We start from the raw sequence: 22124 nt of genomic DNA on the forward strand, positions 1-22124 counted from the left end.
ATGAAGCAAACGCTGCTCCTTCTTTTAGGTACTCTGTTACTCCTTTTCACCCAGGCTACTTCCCAAAAGCCGGTGAGTGGGCTTGACTGTGTTTTAAAGAGTGAATTGAATGCAGCAACCGACCATAAAAAACTGAAGCGCCCCTGCGCCAGAAAATGCCTGAAACATCAGACGCACTCGGAGCGAAACACTCCCGCCACCGTCCTGGTTGACTGCGGTCCACAACTCTACGCTGTGGTGGATGCTGCTCTGTCTGACTTACTCTTCCATTCTGCTACCGGGAAGCAGTCCGCTACGCCTGCTCAGCTCCGTTACCTCTCGCCGCATTTAGGCGCTGACCCCGATCCGCCGCGATTATCTTAAGATTACGCATGCACTAAACTGGATTTGCATAATTTACAGTCTTTAGCCTGAAATGATAAGCTCAGTCAGTTTAGCATCCACACCAACACACTTATGGAAGATGTAAGTGCAACTCTGTGCAAACAGAGCTACAGATGGCATGGATATATACCTATCCGGCTCTAAGCCTGGAAGGATAAAGTATAAGACTGATATACCAAAATTGATTTTTACTGATTTGGCAAGACCAACTCTTCAAAATATAATAGCATGAACAAGAATAAATTTTCAATCAAAAATATACCTGGCTGGGCAATAACACTCGGTATTTTCGGCATCCTATACCTGACGGGTCTGCACACCGAGGCCATCGGGCAGGTACAGCGCATATTGCTCGCAACAGGTATAAAGAATGCGGATGTACCGAACATAGAGGACGTCGCCACCACATCCAAAACAACGACCCTCGAAACTTCCAGTGCGCCCATGGCCGGTGCCGGATTCAAAATGGTGGACATGAACGGCAAAACCGTATCGTTCGAAAGTCTGAAAGGCAAAGTAGTATTCCTCAACATTTGGGCGACATGGTGCCCACCTTGTATTGCCGAGATGCCGAACATCCACAGTTTGTACAAAAAAATGGACCCTAACAAAGTGGCGTTCGTGATGCTATCGGTGGATGAAGGCGGTATGGAGAAGGTGAAGAAATTCATCGACAAGAAAAAATATACTTTCCCGGTATACATCCCGGCCAGCCAATTCCCACAGGAGTTTTACAGCAATGCTATACCTACCACGTTCATTATTTCTCCGGAGGGTAAGATCGTGGCCAAGCAGGAAGGTATGGCTGAGTACGACACCAAAGAAGTGCGCGAGTTCCTGGAGGGACTGGCAAAATAAGCTTATCAAAAATAGTCGGCTGAAACATAAAGCCGACTATTTTTTTATACTTACCTCAGCAAACTGTTTGGAACGATTTAGCTTTAAAAAACATTGACAGTAGCGCGGCATGGAAAAATACTGGCACATCTTCACGACCTCTTTTTCAGACTACGGCAACTACCTGTGGCGTGAATTACTGCACCCGGGCTGGGGCAACTATTTCTATTGGCTACTGGGGCTCTCGCTGTTATTCTGGCTGCTTGAGATCGTGGTGCCCTGGCGGAAAGGACAGCCACTGATCCGGCAGGATTTCTGGCTCGACGGCTTTTACATGTTCTTCAATTTTTTTCTCTTCTCGCTGGTTGGTTTCAATGCCATTTCCAACATCGGTGTAGAGGCCTTCAACGATTTCCTGGCCCTGTTCGGCATTCAGAATTTAGTGGCTTTCGAGATACAGTCGTGGCCCGTGTGGGCGCAACTGCTCACGCTCTTTGTACTGCGCGACTTTATTCAGTGGAACGTACACCGTCTCCTCCACCATTCTGATTTGCTATGGCGCTTCCACAAGGTGCACCACTCGGTGCAACAAATGGGCTTTGCGGCGCACCTGCGCTTCCACTGGGGCGAAACAGTGGTCTACCGCACCATCGAGTACATTCCGCTGGCCATGATCGGTTTCGGCATTCAGGATTTCTTTCTGATGCACATCTTCGCGACCGCCATAGGCCATTTTAACCACTCCAACCTGCACATCCCCCTGGGTCCGCTCCGCTATTTATTCAACAACCCGCAAATGCACATCTGGCACCACGCTAAGGTTCTGCCTCATCGCTACGGTGCCAATTATGGCATCAGCCTGAGCGTGTGGGATTACCTGTTTGGCACGGCTTATATGCCGGAAGATGGGCGCGACATCGAACTTGGTTTCGAAGAAGTGGAGGCTTATCCGAAGTCTTTTCTGGAGCAGCAGTTTTATCCTTTTAAGGAGCGTTCGGCTATACCTGAAGAGGAAGTGAAGCCTATGAAAGCAAAGCAGTCTATACCTGCTGCAGAGGAAAGCACACTGGTTTAGAATTGGTAACGCTGCTTATGGCCAGAGAAGTAGTTGCTTATGGCGCAAGCGTCCACGCTCGTAACTGCTATGGTGGGGCCACTGGGATAGGTATAGCTTACTTTGCTCTGTAGCTAATGCTTTGCAGGTATAGCTTCCCAAGCTGTTTCATTGCTTGCCCTCGCCGGGCAGGCCCTACTTTTTTCCCTGATGAAAAAATCGAGGGCCCCTATCCCCAGTAGGCAAAAAATCGTGCACATGAAACTGTAGCCACAAGGCGTATACCTAGAGAATTAGCAGCGACAGATTCCCCGCCTGGGGGTAGGGGCCCTCTATAAGGATAAGAATATGTTAGGGGTGGTTGGCCCCGGTACGTCATGAGAGCTGCTGAAGCTATAAAAGTCTATACCTGAGAATCAGAAATACCAAAAAGTCCCCATCGAAGGGGCTAGGAAGATGACAATCATGCACGAGCATCCTGAAAATCCTGATCCAGACAAACAAATACGCCTGCACAATTCCGATAGGCCATAACCTGCGTCTGCAAACAACCACTATAGTTACCTGCTCCTGTCGCCTTTTACCGGCACGAGGTTACCTAGTAACGACGCTACTCTTCATTTCCCAAACTCTTCAACTCTCAGTTTTCCGAATTATTCTTTTTTTCCTGTAACTTGAGCATAATACCTTAACGCTCCGCGCCATGCAACACCATGAATTACAGTCACAAGACAAAATTCTTTTCTTCAAGAAAGAATATATTTCCGAGTTCGTGTATGGCGGCGTTGATGGGGCTATCACGACGTTTGCCGTAGTGGCGGGAGCGGAGGGCGCCAGCCTGGGCATATCGGTGGTAATCATCCTGGGGCTCGCCAACCTGATTGCCGACGGCTTCTCTATGTCGGTCGGCAACTACTTCTCTACGAAGGTTTCCCGCGATAATTTTGACCGGCACAAAGCCCGCGAGTACTGGGAGGTCGAGCACCTGAGCGCAACGGAGAAGGACGAAATTCGGGAGATTTACGAGGCCAAAGGTTTTAAAGGCGAGCTGTTGAACCAGGTAGTCGAGGTGATCACAGCGGACAAGCACGTGTGGGTGGATACCATGATGAAAGAGGAACTGGAGATGACCAAGGACGACAAGACGCCGGTCAAAACAGCTTCGGTCACTTTTATCAGCTTTGTCATAGTCGGGGCCATTCCTTTGCTGGCCTACATCTTTGCCGGCCTGGATTCAGGTATAGCCGGCGAAGAACTATTCCTTTACTCCAGCGTCCTCACCGGCATTGCCCTTACAATAGTAGGAGCCCTGAAAAGTATGGTAACAGAGCGCAACATGCTGGCAGGTATAGCGGAGACGCTTCTGCTGGGTGGCCTGGCGGCTTCGCTGGCTTATTTTGTGGGCGACGTGCTGGAACAGGTGTTTCTGTAAGCCCCGCCCAGCCAGGTATGAAATGCTGCTTTAACCACTTGCGGCCTTGCCGGTAGCACTTTTTTGCCACACGGTCCAGTTGAAATGCCTGGATCTGACAAAGCGCACAAATACGGTTTTTCAGCAGTCTGTAAATTTAATTCACAGATCACTCACTTACTTGCAATTTGTATTATATTTGCGATGGCTTATGGCCCAGAATCTGCCTAAATACCGCCTACTGAGGCATTTGATCATGTCGCTCGCTCTGCTTTGGGCTGTTCTGTTCCATAGCGCAGTAACCTATGCCCATGGTACAACACAAGTAGCGCAGAGCAGCACTGCCAGTATAACACAAGCTGACCCGGCAGGCAGAGACAACACCCTTACAGGCCTGCAATCCGGTAAGTTATACCTGGCCCAGGAAGGAACAACCTCCCTACTGACGCTCAGCCTGCAGCCTTCTGCACCGGATACAAAATCATTTCACATCAGGTTTTCCAGCCTACAGGCGATTCCACCCTACTCGGCAAGGGCGCCAGGCGATAACTTTTTTTGCCAGTTTTATTATACCTCCAGTCAGCCGCAAGCTCCCTAGTATGTTGACATACATTTTTTACAGCTAGATCCTGCTCCAGCGCAGCTGTCTGCTCCGCCTCGTACCTGCAGGTATAGCGTGGATTGTTGTAAACTCTGCTTCATCCTCCCCCGCTTACTCATTTAGCCTCGAGCATTTGCAGGGTGGCTTTGTAGCCCGCTTCCTTTGACATCTAGCTACAAACCTCTGGCTGCACTTAAAGCGGGACCTTTAAATCTTATTACTTATACAGAATTTACCTTATCTCAATATGAACAGCATCGGAATTTTCGCCTTTATAGGTGGCTTGGGGGGCTCTGAAGTGGTCCTTATCATTTTCGCCTTCCTACTACTTTTTGGCGCCAAACGCATACCCGAACTGGCGCGCGGCCTGGGCCGCGGTATACGCGAGTTTAAGGACGCTACTAACGAGATTAAAAGCGAGATCTACAAATCAGTACAAAACACCGACGAGAAGAAATAGCAGCCAAGCCCGGCACACATAGCATAAATACCGATGGATTTTATTTATTATTTAGTAGACTTTGTTCTCCACATTGACAGGCATCTGGTTGAACTGGTGCAGGAGTACGAGCAGTGGATTTATTTCATTTTGTTTGTGATCGTGTTCTGTGAGACGGGCCTGGTTGTTACGCCTTTCCTGCCTGGCGACTCACTGCTTTTTGCGCTCGGCGCGCTGGCTGCCATACCTGCATCGGGACTTAATCTGGTGCTGCTGATGGTATTGCTGGTTGTGGCCGCCATCATGGGCGACTCGTTCAACTACTACGTAGGGAGTAAGATCGGAAGCCACATTTACCTGCGCGACTTCTGGTTTATGCGCCGCTCCCACATCGACCAGACGCAGAAATTTTATGAAAAATATGGTGGACTCACCATCATCTATGCGCGTTTTGTGCCCATCGTCCGCACCTTCGCTCCTTTTGTGGCAGGTATAGCCAAGATGAATTACAAGCGCTTCTTCAGCTTCAACGTGATCGGAGCCCTGGTGTGGGTGGTATTCTTTATGATGATCGGCTACCTGTTTGGTAACCTGCCGGCCGTGAAACGCCATTTCTCCCTGCTTATCCTGGCCATCATCATCCTTTCCATTACCCCTCCTATCATCGCCGCCATCAAAGGCTGGCTGTCAAAGAGAAAAACTGCGCAGAGTTAATAAAAATCAAAGCTTTAGACAAATAAATTTATGAACAAGAAGGCCATACTGCCACTCTTTACCCTGATCTGCATCAGCATTGCCGCCCTACTGACGGTGTTGCAGCAGTATGAAGTTATTGCCCTGCCTACCCAGGTTCTCACCGCCATCCGTTGGGCCGGCACCGGTGTGCTGATACTCTACGGAATCCAAAAACGCTCCCTCACCACCTGGATTCTGATCAGTATGGTAATCGGCGCCCAGATCGGCTACGATTTCCCAGATGTTGGACAGAGCCTGAACGTGCTCAGCAAAGTGTTCCTGAAACTGATCAAAACCATCATAGCGCCGCTCATTTTCGCCACGCTGGTGGTAGGTATAGCCGGACATGCCAACCTCAAGCAGATTGGCAGCATGGGCTGGAAGGCGCTCCTCTATTTTGAGGTGGTGACTACGATTGCCCTCTTTATCGGCCTGGCTGCCATCAACATCAGCAAAGCCGGCGAAGGCATTGATATGACCGGTATTGCCGAGACCGAGGAGATTGTGGCGCCAGCCAAACAAACCTGGCAAGATATCATCCTGCATATTTTTCCTGAAAACATTGCCAAGTCAGTAGCTGAAGGACAAGTACTGCAGATCGTGGTGTTCAGCGTGATCTTTGCCATTGGTCTGGCCATGGTGACGGAGAAGAAGCGCAAGCCGATGATCGATTTCTGCGAGAGCCTTTCTGAGACCATGTTCAAGTTCACGAACATCATCATGTACTTCGCCCCGGTGGGTGTGGGTGCCGCTATTGCCTATACCGTGGGGCACATGGGCTTTGGTATTCTGGTGAACCTGTTCCAGTTGCTGGCTACTCTCTACGTGGCGCTGCTGGCCTTCCTGTTGCTGGTGCTCCTGCCGATTGCGCTCATCGCCCGCGTTCCTATCGTGCGTTTCCTGAAAGCCATTTCCGGTCCGGTTTCCATTGCCTTTGCCACCACCAGTTCGGAAGCAGCCCTGCCACGTGCCATGGAAGAGATGGAGAAACTGGGCGTGCCGCGCCGTATCGTGGCTTTTGTGATGCCGACTGGCTACAGCTTTAACCTGGATGGCACGACGCTATACCTGGCGCTGGCCGCTGTGTTTGTGGCGCAGGCCGCAGGCATCGACCTGAGCTGGGAGCAGCAGTTGCTGATGGTGTTTACGCTGATGTTAACCTCCAAAGGTGTGGCCGGTGTGCCGCGTGCCTCGCTTGTGATCCTGCTGGGCACCGTGGCTTCGTTCAACCTGCCGGTGTGGCCGCTGTTTGCCATCCTGGGTATAGACGAGCTCATGGACATGGCCCGCACTTCCATCAACGTGACCGGTAACTGCCTGGCCACCGCCGTCGTGGCGCGTTGGGAAGGTGAGTTTAATCCGGAGCCGGAAGTAGGCCTGGTAGAAACGACGAACCCGGAACTGCAGGTAGAACAAGAAGAAAAACCTGTTTCCGCTTAACCCCAATTGCTAAGCCATTTTTGTTGAAGCGAAGCAGTCCTATTAGTATAAAAACCGATCGGATCGCGTCGCTTCAACTTTTTTCGCACATTTGTAATTATAGTCCTACTTTTTTCTGTACAGGGTTCTGTTACCCTGCCGCTTTTTATGTTTGAAATCCTGATTTATACCTTCCTGCTCAGCATCTCCCCTTTTGGCGAGGCGCGAGCAGGCATTCCGTACGCCGTACTCAATGATATGCCCGTTTTCTGGGCGTTTGTGGTGGGCCTTGTCGGCAACCTGCTCATCTTCCCCCTGCTCGCCTGGCTGATCGAGTCGTTCAGCAAAAAACTCTGGCCGAACCGCCTTTACAAAAAAGGCGTGATCAGGCTGGGCAGAAGGGCCAAGAAAGGCGTTGGGTCCGAAATTCAGAAGTATGGCTTCTGGGGACTGATGGTCTTTGTGATGATTCCGCTGCCCGGAACAGGCGCTTACATGGGCACCATTGCCGCCTACGTGCTCAAAATAAAGCGCGGCAAAGCCTTTATGGCTGTGAGCATCGGGGTCATTATTTCGTGCCTGATCATGGCGGGCGGATCGTACCTGGGAAACGAGGGTTTGAAAACTTTCCCGTAGATTTGCGTTAAATCGTAACGCAATCTGTTTCCGGTACACGGCCCAGATAAATTGATCCTCGCATGCTAAACATACTCCTTCTCCTGGGTGGCTTCGTTGCCCTTATATTCGGGGCCGACAAATTGGTGGACGCCGCCTCTGCCCTCGCTAAAAAGCTGGGTGTTCCGAACATTGTAATTGGTCTGACCATCGTGGCCTTCGGCACCTCAGCGCCCGAGTTGGTAGTAAACGTGTTCGCGGCCATTAACAAGAACACAGACATGGTGCTGGGCAACGTCATCGGTAGTAACCTGTTCAACGGCCTGGCCATTCTGGGGGTCTGTTCCCTCATCTTCCCCCTCACCGTCAAGCGCAACACCACCTGGCTCGAGATACCGCTAAGCTTTCTTGCGGCCGTGGTCGTGCTCATTATAGCCAGCGATATCTACTTCGATGGCGCTGCAAGCAATATCATCACCCGCTCCGACGGACTCATACTGCTGCTCTTTTTCGCCATTTTCCTGGTTTATAATGTAGTGATCGGACTGGGCGGAAATGCGGATGACGAGCAAACAGAAACAAAGGACTATACCTACCTGAAGTCAGTGCTCTTTATTGTGCTGGGTCTTGCAGGCCTGGTGATTGGCGGCAGGCTGATCGTGACGGGTGCCGTGAATATCGCGGCAGCCTTTGGTCTGTCTGAACGCATCATCGGCCTGACCATCGTCTCGATCGGCACCTCGCTCCCGGAACTGGCCACTTCGGTGGTGGCGGTGCGCAAACGCAACGTGGACATTGCCATCGGCAACGTGGTGGGATCTAACATCTTCAACATCTTCCTTATTCTGGGCGTGTCGACGGTCGTTGCGCCGGTGCCGGTTAATCCGGCTGCCTTCACCGATATTTTTATGAACATCGGCGCCTGTTTGCTGTTATTCATTTTTATTTTCGTTGGCAAAGGGCGTCAGCTATCGCGTGGTGAGGGTATGGTGCTGTTGCTGCTCTATGTAGCCTACATCGTGCTGCTGATCAGCCAGGAGTAGAGAAACTTGTAATTATCCTAATTATAATCGTTAGCTATTTGCTATATTTGTTTTTCCATTTACTTTAAAGTTTCATACTTTAAGCTGTAAACATATCATTCATTATAGCTCAAATTCCGTTTATACTGTAATACCACCTTACCGCCTTTTAAGCATGAGTGAATTAACCGAGTTATTACAAAAGCTCGAAACCTGCGAATGCGATTTAATAGTTCTTACTTTTGTCGGTGAAGATCGGCTCTACTGTCGTTTTTTTAAAGCCGGACTGTATAAAGACCGTATGTTCATCAGTGAGCAAAACATCATCACCGAATTACGTAACGTCTCCGGGGAAGGCGAAGAGATTGATGCCAGCGGGATCAGCAGGCTTCGAAAATTGGTATCGTCCACTCAAGCAGATGCCCCCGAATTACTGTAGTATTCACTCATCGCACATATCAAATTCCAATGAAAGCCTGACGCTGCATGTGTAAGGCTTTTTTGTTGCCAACAATTTCCAACCACCTCTTACGGTTATAAAACAGGAATTTGCGTTGGATGGCAGAAGTAGTGGCCAATAGCGTATGTACCGTGTGTACACTTCTTAAAACCAAAACCCGGCTTTGCATGCAACTGGCGCTCTCTGACATCAACTGGCTTCTGATCGGAGAAACGCTATACCTGGGCATCCTGATCCTGGTGTGCCTGCGCATCATTTACGACACCCGCTCCTCGATCAAAACGCTCGCCTACCTGCTGCTGGTCATTTTCGTGCCCTTTTTTGGTATCCTGTTTTATTTCTCGTTTGGTATCAACTACCGTAAGCGCAGCCTGTACTCTAAAAAGCTGCTGCAGAATGTGGAGCTCATGAACCAGATTGAGCGCAGGATCATCTCTACTTCCAAACAGAACTTCAGGGAAAGCCGCGCGGAGGTGCGGCACTATAAGCCCCTAGCCCGCCTGCTGCTCCAGGATAATCTCAGCCCCCTGACTGCAGGCAACAAAGTAAAGCTGCTGCTGAATGGGGAACAGAAGTTTGCCGAGGTGTTTGAAGCCATCGAAAATGCCCGGCACCACATTCACCTGGAGTACTACATTATCGGGAATGACCACATCGGCAACAAACTCAAAGCGCTGCTGATACGGAAGGCAAAAGAAGGCGTCATCGTGCGTTTGATCTATGATGACTTTGGCAGCCGGTCCATCCGCCGGACTTTCAGGAAGGAGTTGCAGGCTGCCGGCGTGGAGGTATACCCTTTTCACAAAGTACATTTCCTTTTGCTGGCCAACCGGCTCAATTACCGGAACCATCGCAAGATCATTGTGGTGGACAGCGTAACGGCCTTTATCGGCGGCATTAACGTAAGCGACAGGTATATTAATTACCCCGATCAGAAAGGTCAACCCTACTGGCGCGACACGCACCTGCGCATCGACGGGCCGGGCGTATTTTACCTGCAGTACCTGATCTTTACGGACTGGAATTTTTCGTCGCAACGACACCTGGAGCCGGAGAAGGAATACTTTCTCCCACCTGACACCTTGCCGGGCAACACCGTGGTGCAGATCGCGTCGAGTGGCCCCGACTCTCCCAAGCCCACCATCATGTTCTCCATCCTGCAGGCCATTGCCCTGGCAAAAGAAGAGATCCTGCTCACCACGCCTTACTTTATACCTGGCGAAAGCATACTGGATGCCTTGTCAATTGCGGCCATGGGCGGCGTGACGGTGAAACTGCTGGTGCCGGAAAATTCTGATTCCTATATTGTAAATGCCGCGGCCCGCTCCTATTATGAAAGCCTGCTGGAGGTTGGCGTGCAGATTTACCTCTACCAGAAAGGCTTCATCCATGCCAAAACCCTGGTCGTGGACCAAAACCTGTCGATGGTGGGCACCGCCAACATGGACTACCGCAGCTTTGACCTTAATTTTGAAGTGAACGCCGTGGTGTACGACACCGCTTTTGCCGGGGAACTACGCAATGCCTTTTTCCAGGACCTGACGCATGCCACGGAAATAAATGCGGAGGAATGGAAAGCCCGCCCCCTGTACCGGCAACTCATCGAAAAAGTATTCAAGCTCATCTCCCCGCTCCTGTGATCAAATAAAAAAACAGACGGGAAAGCCGCCCTGGTTTTCCCGTCTGTTCTGATGCCAGCTCCACTAAGAGCCGTACTGCAGAATTGGTTACTTTTTGGTTACCAATACATCAATGCGCCGGTTCTGGGCACGGCCTTCCTCGGTCGTGTTGTCTGCCACCGGGTGCTGTTCGCCATACCCTTCCGCCTCCAGGCGATTGGCTGCTATACCTTGCTGCTGTATGGCATTTTTCACAGCGTCGGCCCTGCTCTGAGAAAGCTTCAGGTTGGCAGCCGGTTGGCCAACGTTATCCGTGTAGCCTCCAATTTTGATGTTAACCTGCGGATACGCCTGCAGTATCTTGACGATGTTATCAATCTGCTCCTGGGACTCAGGTTGAATTCGGGCGCTTCCAGTCTCAAAATGTAATCGGTCGAAACTAAACCAACTGGTTTTGTCAGGCACCTTGTTTTCATCCTCAATAAAGGCCACCAGTTTGCTTTCGATGCCATTCGGCGGGATATTGAGCACCACTCCTCCCGGAATCTCTCGTTCGGTCATCGCCACGTCGGTTTGCCTTGAATCCATTCTCTCCTCTGTGGTAGCCGGATTTTGCTCTGTGGTGGCTGGAGCTGTGGTGGTAGTTGGGTCCGTGGTCACATCCTCTGTATCATCGTTGCAATTGCGGAGTCCGAAAATAAGCAACAGGAGTGCGGCAATCGCCAGCAATGGCCAGAGCCAGTTTGTTTTTTTGCGAGGTTCAGGGGCAGCAGGATGGACTCTTTCGGTCGCGGCCGTGGCTGCTGGTCTTGGTGGTCTATCGATATGTGGCGCGGCGGCAGCTGCGGCTCCACCTAAACTGCCTAAGCCCAGCGCACTGCCCAGTCCGGCAGGGAGGGCACTCATAATGCCTGATTTCTGGCTGCTCAGGTAACTGCTCAGGCCACCTTCGTCCAGCTCATCATCGTGCACCTTTTTACCCAGGAAGCCTAACACCAACGGCGCTATGTAACCGAGTATGGCAGATACGGATGTGGATTTTATACCTGCAAAATTGCTGAGTGCATTTTCGACGCCGCCTATGTTATTGCCAAAGATCTGGGATAGGAACTGGTTGCCAACAGGCGCCGTACTTCCCGGTGCTCCCGGAACAGTACCGCTCAAGCTGGACAATATACCTCTGTCGCTTCCCCGGATCATGTTATAAATAGAACTCATGGCACCCGGCTGGGAGGTGCGGTTAACCAATCCGGCCAACACGGCAGGTATGATGCCTCCAAACGCTTTTGCAGTGGCAGGCTCGCTCTCGCCTAACTCCCTGCTGGTTCTTGAGATGAGGTCTGGGGATATAAAACCCCGCAGTGACTCGAGTAAATCTGCCATATAATGTTTGATTAAAGTTTAACAAAGTCAATTAAACATTATACAGATTTAATACAATTTTGTTGCTATATACCACAAAGCACATTTCTTATAACAGATTCATTTACTGTTATTTAGCCCTACACCTGCTGTTATTGCCGCAGTTGGCTGATAGGAGCATATACTACTTGTAGAAATTATAATCGAACCAAATGCGTGCGCTACATCGCCTTGTTGATCACTCAGGAATAGGCTACGCCGCAAAAAAACAAGGCCCTCTTCCGAATGCGGAGGAGGGCCTTTTATACACATGATCAAACTTACTTCACAGCGTAGGTATAGGTTACTTTCTGTATTGAACCTTCTTGAAATGTTCTTACACATGTTGAGGGGTAGCCACCATCGTTATAAGTAAACTCTGTTTGATAGCTTGGGCCTGTTATATTACTTGTACCAGTCATTTTGTTAAAAACTAATTGCTCATAGCTTATAATGTTATGCTGGGTAATTATACCTTCGGACATCAGTTCTTCTGAGAAAAATTCAGACGAAATTTGATGTGGTAGTGCTGGGAGGTTTCTCTTTTTATCATCCGTCAACAACGTGTATTCGCTTGTTTTTTCATTCCCTACTTGAATCGCTATTTTAATCTGATTAGCGCCGGGATAAGAAATTACTCTGTGATTCGATAAATTGCCCTCACTTAAAGCTCCTGAGTAAAATTTAATTTCTGAAAGTCGGCCTTTATCATCGTAGTAGTGCATATAGGAGCCCATCATCGAACCTAGATAGGCTCTTGTTACTTTCACCAGTTGGTCTTTGTCATTATAAAAAAGAATCCATTCTGTACCTGACAAAGTGTTAATCCGCTCTGCTCTACCTTTGCTATCGTAAGCCAGTTTGGTATAAATCGTCTTTAACTCACCCTTCCAAAATGTAACTCCACTTATTCTTGTAAGCAGATTGTTATCATCATAAGTATAAGTCAGGTCGATTGTGCCCCCTCCTCCATTAGGAAAAATCACTTCTGAGAATTTCCGCTGCAGCAGGTATGTTTTCTCCGGCTCTGGGTCTTTGTCATTAAATGAACAGCCTGAAGACAGGAACAGAATGGCTAATAGCGCATAGAGTAAATTTGCTTTCATGTAAGATTTGAATAAATGTTTGATGAGGATGTTTAAACAAATATAGCTAAAAATTTATATATTGCTTCTGACTATTCTCCTATACCCTGAATTCAAGCTGCTCATGCCCCATACCTCTACCCCAGCCATTACAAACTTCATCACCCGCTGGAAAGCCTCCGGCGCTTCGGAACGTGCTAATTACCAGCTGTTTTTGTCGGAGCTGTGCGAGTTGCTGGGCGTGGAGAAACCGCAGCCGGCTACCGACAAGGTGCACGAGGCAACCTATACCTTTGAGCGGCCCGTGGTGTTTGACGATGGCGAGGGCAAGACGAGTACCAACTTCATCGACCTCTACAAAAAGGACTGCTTTGTGCTGGAGGCCAAGCAGGGCGCCGACAAGGCAGGTATAACAGAGGCCGAGCTGCTGGGCGGCGAGCGTGTAAAAACTAAGACCGGCACCGCCACCCGCGACACCCGTACCTGGGAGCGCGAAATGAAAAAGGCCAAGGAACAGGCCCTGCGCTACGCCCGCTCCCTGCCCACTACCGAAGGATGGCCGCCATTTCTGGCCGTGGTGGACGTGGGCTACTGCATCGATCTGTACGCTGACTTCGCTCGACAGGGCAAGACCTATGTGCCTTTCCCCGATCCGCAGCACTATAGAATTACGCTCGACGAGCTGCACCTTACCGAGGTGCGCGAACGCCTGCGCCTGCTCTTCACGGAGCCGCTGGAGCTGGACCCGAGCCGCCGTGCAGCCCGTGTTACCCGCGAGCTGGCCGAGCAGCTGGCAAAGCTGGCGGCCTCGCTCGAACAGGCCGGCCATAGCCCGGAGCAGGTGGCGGGTTTCCTGATGCGCTGCCTCTTTACTATGTTTGCCGAGGACGTGAAGCTGCTGCCCGACAACTCCTTCACCAGACTGTTGCAGGACTACCGCCAGAACCTCGAGCACTTCCAGGATGCGTTGCAGGCGCTGTGGGAGAAAATGGACACAGGCGGATTTGCCGCTATACTGCATACCAAAATTCCGCGTTTTAACGGCTACCTGTTCAAAAACCCCGAGGCGCTGCCCATTACGGCGGCGCAGCTCGACCTGCTCGTGCTGGCTGCCGAAGCCGACTGGGCCGAGGTAGAGCCTGCCATCTTCGGCACCTTGCTGGAGCGTGCGCTGCAGCCGCGCGAGCGCCACAAACTGGGTGCCCACTACACGCCCCGCGCCTATGTGGAGCGCCTCGTGATGCCGACCGTGATTGAGCCGCTGCGCGAAGAGTGGGAAGCGGCCCGCACCGCTTCGGCCATACTCGAGGACGCCGGCGACGAGGCCGGAGCCCGCAAAGAGATTGAGAACTTTCACCGCCGCCTCTGCTCGGTGCGCGTACTGGACCCGGCCTGCGGAAGCGGTAATTTCCTGTACGTGACGCTGGAGCACCTCAAAAGGCTGGAGGGCGAAGTGCTGAAACACCTGGTCCATTTCCCCGGTCAGCTGGGGCTCGACATGACGGGCGCCTATACCGTAACGCCGGCGCAGCTGCTCGGCCTGGAGGTTAACCCACGCGCAGCTGCCATTGCCGATGTGGTGCTCTGGATCGGTTACCTGCAATGGCACTTCCGGACGCACGGCTCGGCCACTCGCCTAAGCGACCCGATTTTGCGCGAGTACGGCAACATCAAACAACAGGACGCCGTGCTAAGCTATACCGACAAAGTACCGCGCCTCGACGCCAACGGACTGCCCGTTACCCGCTGGGACGGCCACAGCACCAAACCGCACCCGGTTACCGGACAGGAAGTGCCCGACGAAACCGCCCGCACCATCGTCTACGATTACCTCGACCCCAAACCCGCCACCTGGCCCGAAGCCGATTTTATTGTCGGCAATCCACCGTTTATTGGCCCGGCCCGTATGCGCGAAGCTTTGGGCGATGGCTATACCGAAGCGCTCCGAAAGGTATACAAAGGCGCAGTTCCGGATAGTGCCGATTTCGTGATGTTTTGGTGGTATAAAGCTGCTGAAATTGTTCGCGCAGATAAGGCTGAACGATTTGGTTTTATCACGACTAATAGCATAAAACAGACTTTTAACCGCCGCGTGATTGAAGCACAGATGCAGGCAAATCCGCCGCTTTCTATCACGCTTGCCATACCTGACCATCCATGGGTAGATAGTGCTGACGGTGCAGCTGTAGAAATTGCTATGAGCGTTGCTGAAAAGGGAGATTCTATAGGTAGACTTTTATCTATAGTTTCAGAAAGCAAAACTGATGGACTTGAAGTACTAGTTTCTTTTGCTGAAAAGGATGGTAAAATTCATGCAGACTTAACTATTGGTGCTGATGTTGCTTCCGTCAAAGCATTGACTGCAAACAGAGACACTAGTAATCCAGGTGTAAAACTGCATGGTGCCGGTTTCATTATTACTCCAGAACAAGCTAATCAATTAGGATTAGACAGAATTGAAGGCCTAGAGAATCATATAAGATCCTACAGGAATGGCAAAGATTTAACTGATAAGCCAAGGGGTGTTAAAGTTATTGATCTGTTTGGCTTAAAAGGTGAAGAAGTAAGGGTATTATATCCTGAAGTTTATCAATGGGTTTATGAAAGAGTTAAACCTGAAAGAGATCAAAATAAAAGGGCATCAAGAAGAGAAAACTGGTGGCTTTTCGGAGAAACGAACCCTAAGTTAAGAAGTATGCTTAAAGGACTCGAAAGGTATGTCGTCACTGTAGAGACTTCCAAGCATCGCTTTTTCACCTTTCTAGATAAGTCTATTTTACCCGACAATATGCTTATTGCAATTGCTGTAGAAGACGCATATCACTTAGGTATATTATCAAGCAAAATTCATGTTATATGGGCACTCGCAACAGGTAGCGATTTAGGAGGAAACACACCAAGGTATAACAAAACGAGGTGTTTCCAAACCTTCCCCTTCCCTACCCCAACCGAATCGCAGAAGGAGCAGATCCGAGATATAGCCGAGCAGCTGGACGCGCACCGCAAGCAGCGGCAGGCGCAGCACCCTTCGCTCACCATCACCGACATGTATAACGTGCTGGAGAAACTGCGGTCGGGCGAGGCGCTTTCGGCCAAAGAGCAGAAGACCCACGAGCAGGGGCTGGTGAGTATTTTGCTGCAACTCCACAACGAGCTCGACGCAGCCGTGGCCGCCGCTTACGGCTGGCCCGCCAACCTGCCCGAAGAAGAAATACTCGAGCGCCTGGTGGCCCTGAACAAAGAGCGCTCCGCCGAAGAGGCTCGCGGCCTCATCCGCTGGCTCCGCCCCGAGTACCAGAATCCGCAGGGGACGCAGCAGGGCGAGCTAGGTATAGAAAGCAAAAAAGCAGGCAAAACCGTCCTGGCCACCGCCAAAGAAGTGCTGGCCTGGCCGAAAACGCTGGCCGAGCAGGCGCAGGCCGTGCAACGGGCCTTGCAGCTGCACGAGCGCCCCGCCACCGCCGAAGACCTGGTGCGCCAGTTCAAGCCCGTGGCCAAGCCCCAGCAATCGCAACGCCTCCAGCAGATCGACAGCCTGCTGCAAACGCTTCATGGGTTGGGTTTGCTTAGGAAAACGGAGCAGGAGCAGTATGTGAAGTAAAGGTCTCGCGGCGTCTGAAGGTCCCGCGAGCGTCTGGGCTATACCTGTGCTTGTTGTTATACCTGTAACTATACCTATACCTGTGCCGGGTCCAACCACCCCTACCCCTCCTTGTCTAAGGAGGGGAGTTTTTCCTACTACTTTGGCGTTCTCGCGTTTAGTTAGTTACTTATTACTTCCTTCTTTAGCTTTCTTGCGTTTAAGTGTACTCCACAAGAAGCTGAATGTTATGGGTTTGCACAACAGGAAATATTTGAAAGAGAACAGGCAAATTCTGAGGAGTAGTTTAACATCGGCAGAGGCTGAACTTTGGAGGCATTTGAAAAGTGGTCAACTGGAAGGTCGCAAGTTCAGACGGCAGCACAGCATAGCTAACTTCATTCTTGACTTCTACTGCCCCTCTGAGCGACTCGCCATTGAGTTGGACGGTCAAGTGCATCAACATTCTGTTACCGAACAAGCAGACATGGAGCGTGATCAAAAACTAAATGAATTAGGTATTAAAGTTCTTCGCTTCGAGAACAAAGAAGTATTCCAACAGCTAGATGCCGTCCTACAAGAAATCAAAACCTGCTTCAGTAAGTAAAAAGCAATAAGTAAGCAAGCAAGTAAACGCTAGAACGCTGATGTAGTAAGAAAAACTCCCCTCCTTAGACAAGGAGGGGCAGGGGTGGTTGGACCCGGTACAGGTATAGGTAAAAGATTCGGTACAGATATAAGAAAGGTATAGGTATAGCTAACTCAAAATCACTTTACAGCCCCTACTTCACACCGCTATACCTAAAATAATAGCAACACCCAATCCGGAATATAGCAAAATACAAACACATTTGTTTATATTACAAAACCACTATCCTTTCAGATTGCAAACCCGAAAGAGCGGAAATGAACGCAGCGAGGAAAGGTGGTTTAGTCGCAGGTATAGCTCTCCTTTACTTGGACAGCTCTTCGATAATCCTACGCTTAACGCCGCGCTCTATTTCGCGCTCCACGTTAATGGTATCGGCCGCACCGATCTTGTTGGCAAGTGAGTCGATGCCGGTGTAGCGTTCCAGCTCCTTGTTGGCGGTATGGTGCAGCGAGTCAATGACCATCGTGGCACCGGATTCTACAACATTGTAAAAGGTGTCTTCCAGGTTATTGTCTGAGGAGCAGGATACAGTGCTAAAAGCGAGGGCTAGATAAAGTAATTTCTTCATTTGGGGGAGATAATTTTCAGTGCTAAGATACCACGCTTAACTGCAGCTACCATACCAGCGCCCGACGAGCGACCGCGACATTATACAGACAACGGCAGCAGCAACCTAAAAAGCAGGTATAGCCTGCCAGACGTACAGCAATTGTTATCCCGGGTTCGCCACCTGTCAGTTAAGCCTGAATATCGGCCTTTACCATGAGGATTATGAATCCGAAAGAGCGGGGAAGCTTTTAAGACAATAAGAAAACTGAATTTCAAGATAAATCAATGCCGGTTAAGCAGCCATATTGCAATTTTGAGCCTGACCAGGATAGGATCAGGCGACTAACCTGCGAAGGTTGGTTGCTACAGGAAATGAAGGTTTTAAAAACCGAGAAATGGATAGGCGGGCATTTGAAACTGACTATTTTTAAGTGCTGTAAATGCAAGAACTACTGGAAGATAGGTGAAGTATTCGACTCTCACCATGGCTATTCCAAAGAAGCGATAAAACCAGGTGAAACGATGTGGTTGGATGAGGAGATTGTCAGTTTTTCACTTCATGAATTGCTTAAATAAACACGAACTAATCACACACTTAAACCGACGAATAACTTATGCAAACCAGAATCATGATGACCTTTAGCGCCGCTTTACTGGCCGTGCTAGGTATAGCTTTCACTTTCCTGCCAGAAGAGTTAGCGGTATACCTGGGCTCGGAGCCGGATCCGCTTATTGTGGTGCTGCTGCAAGTGCTGGGGGCACTATACCTGGGTTTTGCCATGCTCAACTGGATGGCCAAAGGCAGCCTGATCGGCGGCATCTACAACCGCCCGATCTGCATCGCCAACTTCACCCATTTTTTCATTGGCGCGATGGCGATGCTCAAGTTCCTGTTCCGCTACCCGGAGCAGCCCTTCATCCTCTGGATTTTCTGCGCCATCTATGCCGGCCTGGCCGCCTGGTTCGGTCTCACGCTTTACCGGCATCCGCTGTCAGAGATAGAGGGCAAGGTGAAGGCCTGAGGAGAAAGCACCAAGCCCCAGGGGCTTTGTTGTTCCTTCTCCCTTTTCAGGTATACCTCAGCAGGCAGCAGCTTTCTTTTGCTTCCTGATTCCATTGAATAAACCAGGTACAGGTGCTGATATACCTGCTATAAAGTTTATCTTCAGGCATTCGGAAACCTGTACTCTCACCTTAAACACTCAACCCATGGAGAACCTCTTCACCCCAACTACTACAGCAGCACTTACCCAGCGCATCAACAAGCTTGCACCTGACACAAAACAACTGTGGGGAAAAATGAACGCCGCCCAGATGCTCGCCCACTGCAACGTCATCTACGAGATGGCTTATGAAGACAAGCACCCGAAGCCCAACGCCTTCAAGCGGACCATCCTGCGACTGCTTTTGAAAAACACGGTAGTCAACGAAAAACCCTACAAGCAAAACAGCGCCACCGCACCACAGCTCAAGATGAAGAGCGACAAAGACTTTGCAACCGAGAAAGAACGCCTCCTGCAGTACATCCGCCAGACAGAAGCCCTGGGAGCCGCGCATTTCGAAGGCCTTGACTCCCATTCCTTCGGCCCGCTCACCAGCCAGGAGTGGAACAACATGTTCTACAAACACCTCGACCACCACTTAAACCAATTTGGTGTGTAGGGTTGGTATAATTTGCCAAGTGGATTCTCGGCTGCTGTTCTCCCAGCTGTCTTCCTGGAAGTATCCTGGTTAAAGGGAGATTCAGCAGTAGCTATAACAGACTCCTGTCCTTCTTGAGAGGGGAATTTCCTGTAGCTGCCTGTTTACAGGTGTAGCTTCGTAGTAATTGTTCTGCTATACCGGGTCCAACCACCCCTGCCCCTCCTTGTCTAAGGAGGGGAGTCTGTTGCTGCCATTTCAAGGTATAAGTGCATTGTTGCTAATGCTAATGCCAGTAAAGCAACCTTTATGTTTTATAGCTTGCCCTGGCCAGGCGGGCCTCACTTTTTTCTCCCGAATCAAGATCGGGATCTTCGACTTGATGAAAGAAGTAAGTGGAACATCCCGAAAGCTTTCGGGGCAAGTTAGTCTTTCGATGCGTGCAAGTGGTGCGTGTGGTATGTGTCAAATCCTACTGCGCTTTTACCTTGGAGTTTGCAGCGGCAGAAACTCCCCTCCTTGGACTACCGAGAACGCGAGTTCGAAGGTAGCGAGCGTAGCTCTGAGGGGCAGGGGTGGTTGGACCCGGTAGTGCAAAGCAACAGCGACTACAACAACGCTATACCTATACCTACAACATCAGCAATAACAACGTAGAGAACAAGCTAGACTCCCTGCTGCAACTCAAATAAAAAGGCCAGTGCAAAGGCAAAACCGTGATACGGTATACCTCTGCACTGGCCTTTTATCTTACCAGGTTTCCTATACCTTCACGGCCTGCGGAGTCTGCACGATCCTCTTCTGAATGATCGCATTCCATTTCTCAGCAAGTTGCAGCTCGCCTTTCAGCATCATGATATCTTTCGTGACATAGAACGGCAGGTATACGCTGGTCGCTTTCGCACCGTACAAGGCGATGCGCAGCCCGATCGCGTCAATGATGCGGTTGCCGTTCACATCGCGGTGCGCATTTTCTACAGCGCTTTGCTTGACAGAACCCAGGTCCAGGATTGTTTCCTGCGGATCGTTATCCTCTTTGTGCCAGAAGTACAGGCGGTTATTGGCCTCGTCGAGACCGATGCCGTACTGCTCGTTCCAGAAATCATGCTCGCCCAGTTGCAGCCCCTGCCGGTTTGCCGCCTCCATAAAAGGCTGTTTTGCTTTGTTTGACTTCAACTTCTGTTTGTGTTGTATATAATAAATTGGAATCACAAACAGGGCTAAAGCCAGTATTCCCATGACGATGGTGGATGTATCCATTTTTCTTTTCTTTTTAAACTTATGTAAAATGATTAGGTACAGGTATGCCTGCCAGAGCAATGACTGGTTCATACCTGATGGTGTTGATCAGCAGGGCTTACACCCTGCGTGGCGCTACAAAAGAAAAGAAATTACCAGAAGTAGTGGAAGGGGAAAATGATGTCGCGGATAGTGAGGCCGGTACTAAAATACCGGGCCCGTTGCAGGTAGTGCACCGCCTGCAGCTGCAACCTGAACTCCTGTGTCAAGATCAAGGCGGCCAGTCCCGGGTACGCCTGCTTGAGCGGTGCTGAAGGTCTTGGCTGCCCTAAGCGCAGTTGCTCTTCCGGCTGGAGGAGTCCCGACGTGCTTCCAAGTTTGCCTTTGTCAAAATGAGAGGGTTCGCCCTCCGTGGCCCATTCCTTTACCGATTGGGCCCGCATCTCCATCGCCGCCCTGGTCTGCATTCCGTAGAAAGCAAAAAAGAGCGAGAGCGCAAAGACTATATTTTTGACAGCGTAGTGCACGTTGCAATATACCAATATTAAACAAGGCCTGCCCCACCCCAGACTCTCTTAATTTATGTTTTGTCGGCTTTCTGCAAAACAGTGGCACATAGCTGTACCCCGCTGGCGCTAACAGGCAGCTAGTGTCCTTACGCTCGTCTCCTTGCCGCTACACACAGCCGGTATTTTCACCACCCCAGGTACAAGCTGCAAGTCTTACCCTGTCCCATAACTATTCTTGAATGTAACTTAATTCTCAGGAACTGTCCCCTTGAGGGGACCACAGGGGTGTAAGGCTACAAAGCGGCCGGCTTGTGTGCGCCGATGCTAGTAAATTCGCAAGAGTACACACCCCTATAATCCCCTCAAGGGGATACTCTTCGGCAGAACTTAACGGCCCTGCCTCCCAAAAGGGGATTTTGTGCCATTGCCAATTTACAGGTATAGCTTCGTAGTTATAGCAGTTCCTGTGTTTCGCCGGGTCCAACCACCCCTAACCCCTCCTTATCCAAGGCGGGGAATCTGTTACTGCCAATTCAAAAGTATAAGCGACTTAGCACAGACTACTGGCAGGTATAGGAAGACTAACTTGCACTGAAACTACGAAGTTATAGCATTAGCCAGGTGCACCAATTGACGCTCTACTGTTTGAGCGTTCAGCGAGTGGTGGTAGGGGCCCTCGATTTGGAGCGTCTTGATTTTTTTGCCTACTGGGGGTAGGGGCCCTCGATTTTTTCATCAAGGAAAAAAGTAGGGCCCGCCCGGCCAGGGCAAAAGCCAGTTATGCATTAGCGCATCTGCTATACCTGCAACAGCCGCCGCTACAAAGCAAGGTAAGCTATTAATTCCAGCACGAGCTACAAGCTCGCACTAAC

22 protein-coding genes are annotated in these 22124 nt (G+C 50.4%); 17 read left to right on the plus strand and 5 right to left on the minus strand.

Annotated features, from left to right (window positions below):
* From AC4QZR_RS05810 to cls, 12 genes are all read left to right on the plus strand, one after another.
* The gene (locus AC4QZR_RS05810) at window positions 1–363 is read left to right on the plus strand and encodes a hypothetical protein (protein WP_494480052.1); all 363 of its coding nucleotides are present in this window, start codon (window positions 1–3) and stop codon (window positions 361–363) included.
* 249 nt (window positions 364–612) lie between these two features.
* Window positions 613–1242 (plus strand): TlpA family protein disulfide reductase, encoded by a 630-nt coding sequence (locus tag AC4QZR_RS05815; RefSeq protein ID WP_494480053.1) that lies wholly within the window; start codon window positions 613–615, stop codon window positions 1240–1242.
* Between the two features lie 109 nt (window positions 1243–1351).
* A complete protein-coding gene (locus AC4QZR_RS05820; RefSeq protein ID WP_494480054.1) occupies window positions 1352–2296 on the plus strand; it encodes a sterol desaturase family protein in 945 nt (314 codons plus the stop codon).
* A gap of 682 nt (window positions 2297–2978) precedes the next feature.
* Complete coding sequence (locus AC4QZR_RS05825) at window positions 2979–3707, plus strand: VIT1/CCC1 transporter family protein (protein WP_494480055.1); 729 nt, start codon at window positions 2979–2981, stop codon at window positions 3705–3707.
* Window positions 3708–3942: 235 nt separating this feature from the next.
* On the plus strand, window positions 3943–4284 hold the full coding sequence (locus AC4QZR_RS05830) for a hypothetical protein (protein WP_494480056.1): 342 nt from the start codon (window positions 3943–3945) through the stop codon (window positions 4282–4284).
* Between the two features lie 250 nt (window positions 4285–4534).
* Window positions 4535–4747 carry a Sec-independent protein translocase subunit TatA/TatB gene (locus tag AC4QZR_RS05835; protein WP_494480057.1) on the plus strand — a complete coding sequence of 71 codons (213 nt, stop codon included), beginning with the start codon at window positions 4535–4537 and terminating at the stop codon, window positions 4745–4747.
* Between the two features lie 33 nt (window positions 4748–4780).
* A complete protein-coding gene (locus tag AC4QZR_RS05840) occupies window positions 4781–5440 on the plus strand; it encodes a DedA family protein (RefSeq protein WP_494480058.1) in 660 nt (219 codons plus the stop codon).
* Between the two features lie 30 nt (window positions 5441–5470).
* Window positions 5471–6901 carry a dicarboxylate/amino acid:cation symporter gene (locus tag AC4QZR_RS05845; RefSeq protein WP_494480059.1) on the plus strand — a complete coding sequence of 477 codons (1431 nt, stop codon included), beginning with the start codon at window positions 5471–5473 and terminating at the stop codon, window positions 6899–6901.
* Window positions 6902–7048: 147 nt separating this feature from the next.
* Entirely contained in the window at window positions 7049–7516 is a 468-nt protein-coding gene (locus AC4QZR_RS05850; RefSeq protein WP_494480060.1) for a COG2426 family protein, read from the plus strand.
* 62 nt (window positions 7517–7578) lie between these two features.
* Complete coding sequence (locus AC4QZR_RS05855) at window positions 7579–8538, plus strand: calcium/sodium antiporter (protein WP_494480061.1); 960 nt, start codon at window positions 7579–7581, stop codon at window positions 8536–8538.
* Window positions 8539–8692: 154 nt separating this feature from the next.
* Window positions 8693–8956: a hypothetical protein gene (locus AC4QZR_RS05860; protein ID WP_494480062.1), complete on the plus strand. Its 264-nt coding sequence runs from the start codon at window positions 8693–8695 to the stop codon at window positions 8954–8956.
* 188 nt (window positions 8957–9144) lie between these two features.
* Window positions 9145–10617 carry a cardiolipin synthase gene (gene cls, locus AC4QZR_RS05865; protein ID WP_494480063.1) on the plus strand — a complete coding sequence of 491 codons (1473 nt, stop codon included), beginning with the start codon at window positions 9145–9147 and terminating at the stop codon, window positions 10615–10617.
* 87 nt (window positions 10618–10704) lie between these two features.
* On the opposite strand, the gene AC4QZR_RS05870 is transcribed toward cls, so the two are convergent.
* Window positions 10705–11979: a DUF937 domain-containing protein gene (locus tag AC4QZR_RS05870; RefSeq protein ID WP_494480064.1), complete on the minus strand. Its 1275-nt coding sequence runs from the start codon at window positions 11977–11979 to the stop codon at window positions 10705–10707.
* 299 nt (window positions 11980–12278) lie between these two features.
* On the minus strand, window positions 12279–13103 hold the full coding sequence (locus tag AC4QZR_RS05875; RefSeq protein ID WP_494480065.1) for a hypothetical protein: 825 nt from the start codon (window positions 13101–13103) through the stop codon (window positions 12279–12281).
* Between the two features lie 61 nt (window positions 13104–13164).
* Here AC4QZR_RS05875 and AC4QZR_RS05880 point away from each other — a divergent pair, with 61 nt between their 5' ends.
* Both AC4QZR_RS05880 and AC4QZR_RS05885 read left to right on the plus strand, forming a co-directional pair.
* Window positions 13165–16683 (plus strand): class I SAM-dependent DNA methyltransferase, encoded by a 3519-nt coding sequence (locus AC4QZR_RS05880; RefSeq protein WP_494480066.1) that lies wholly within the window; start codon window positions 13165–13167, stop codon window positions 16681–16683.
* Between the two features lie 229 nt (window positions 16684–16912).
* Window positions 16913–17269 carry an endonuclease domain-containing protein gene (locus AC4QZR_RS05885; protein WP_494480067.1) on the plus strand — a complete coding sequence of 119 codons (357 nt, stop codon included), beginning with the start codon at window positions 16913–16915 and terminating at the stop codon, window positions 17267–17269.
* Window positions 17270–17615: 346 nt separating this feature from the next.
* Here AC4QZR_RS05885 and AC4QZR_RS05890 read toward each other — a convergent pair whose 3' ends face one another.
* Complete coding sequence (locus tag AC4QZR_RS05890; RefSeq protein WP_494480068.1) at window positions 17616–17882, minus strand: hypothetical protein; 267 nt, start codon at window positions 17880–17882, stop codon at window positions 17616–17618.
* Window positions 17883–18477: 595 nt separating this feature from the next.
* Between AC4QZR_RS05890 and AC4QZR_RS05895 the strand changes: the two genes are divergently transcribed.
* From AC4QZR_RS05895 to AC4QZR_RS05905, 3 genes are all read left to right on the plus strand, one after another.
* Entirely contained in the window at window positions 18478–18885 is a 408-nt protein-coding gene (locus AC4QZR_RS05895; RefSeq protein ID WP_494480069.1) for a hypothetical protein, read from the plus strand.
* Between the two features lie 187 nt (window positions 18886–19072).
* Window positions 19073–19525, plus strand: coding sequence for a DUF1569 domain-containing protein (locus AC4QZR_RS05900; RefSeq protein ID WP_494480070.1), 453 nt, complete (start codon window positions 19073–19075; stop codon window positions 19523–19525).
* 498 nt (window positions 19526–20023) lie between these two features.
* A complete protein-coding gene (locus AC4QZR_RS05905) occupies window positions 20024–20161 on the plus strand; it encodes a hypothetical protein (RefSeq protein WP_494480071.1) in 138 nt (45 codons plus the stop codon).
* Window positions 20162–20266: 105 nt separating this feature from the next.
* Here AC4QZR_RS05905 and AC4QZR_RS05910 read toward each other — a convergent pair whose 3' ends face one another.
* Together AC4QZR_RS05910 and AC4QZR_RS05915 are read right to left on the minus strand one after the other, a co-directional pair.
* A complete protein-coding gene (locus AC4QZR_RS05910) occupies window positions 20267–20764 on the minus strand; it encodes a hypothetical protein (RefSeq protein WP_494480072.1) in 498 nt (165 codons plus the stop codon).
* Between the two features lie 131 nt (window positions 20765–20895).
* Window positions 20896–21210: a hypothetical protein gene (locus AC4QZR_RS05915; protein ID WP_494480073.1), complete on the minus strand. Its 315-nt coding sequence runs from the start codon at window positions 21208–21210 to the stop codon at window positions 20896–20898.
* Between the last annotated feature and the right edge of the window lie 914 nt (window positions 21211–22124).

Source organism: Pontibacter sp. YIM B11418 (assembly GCF_059278805.1).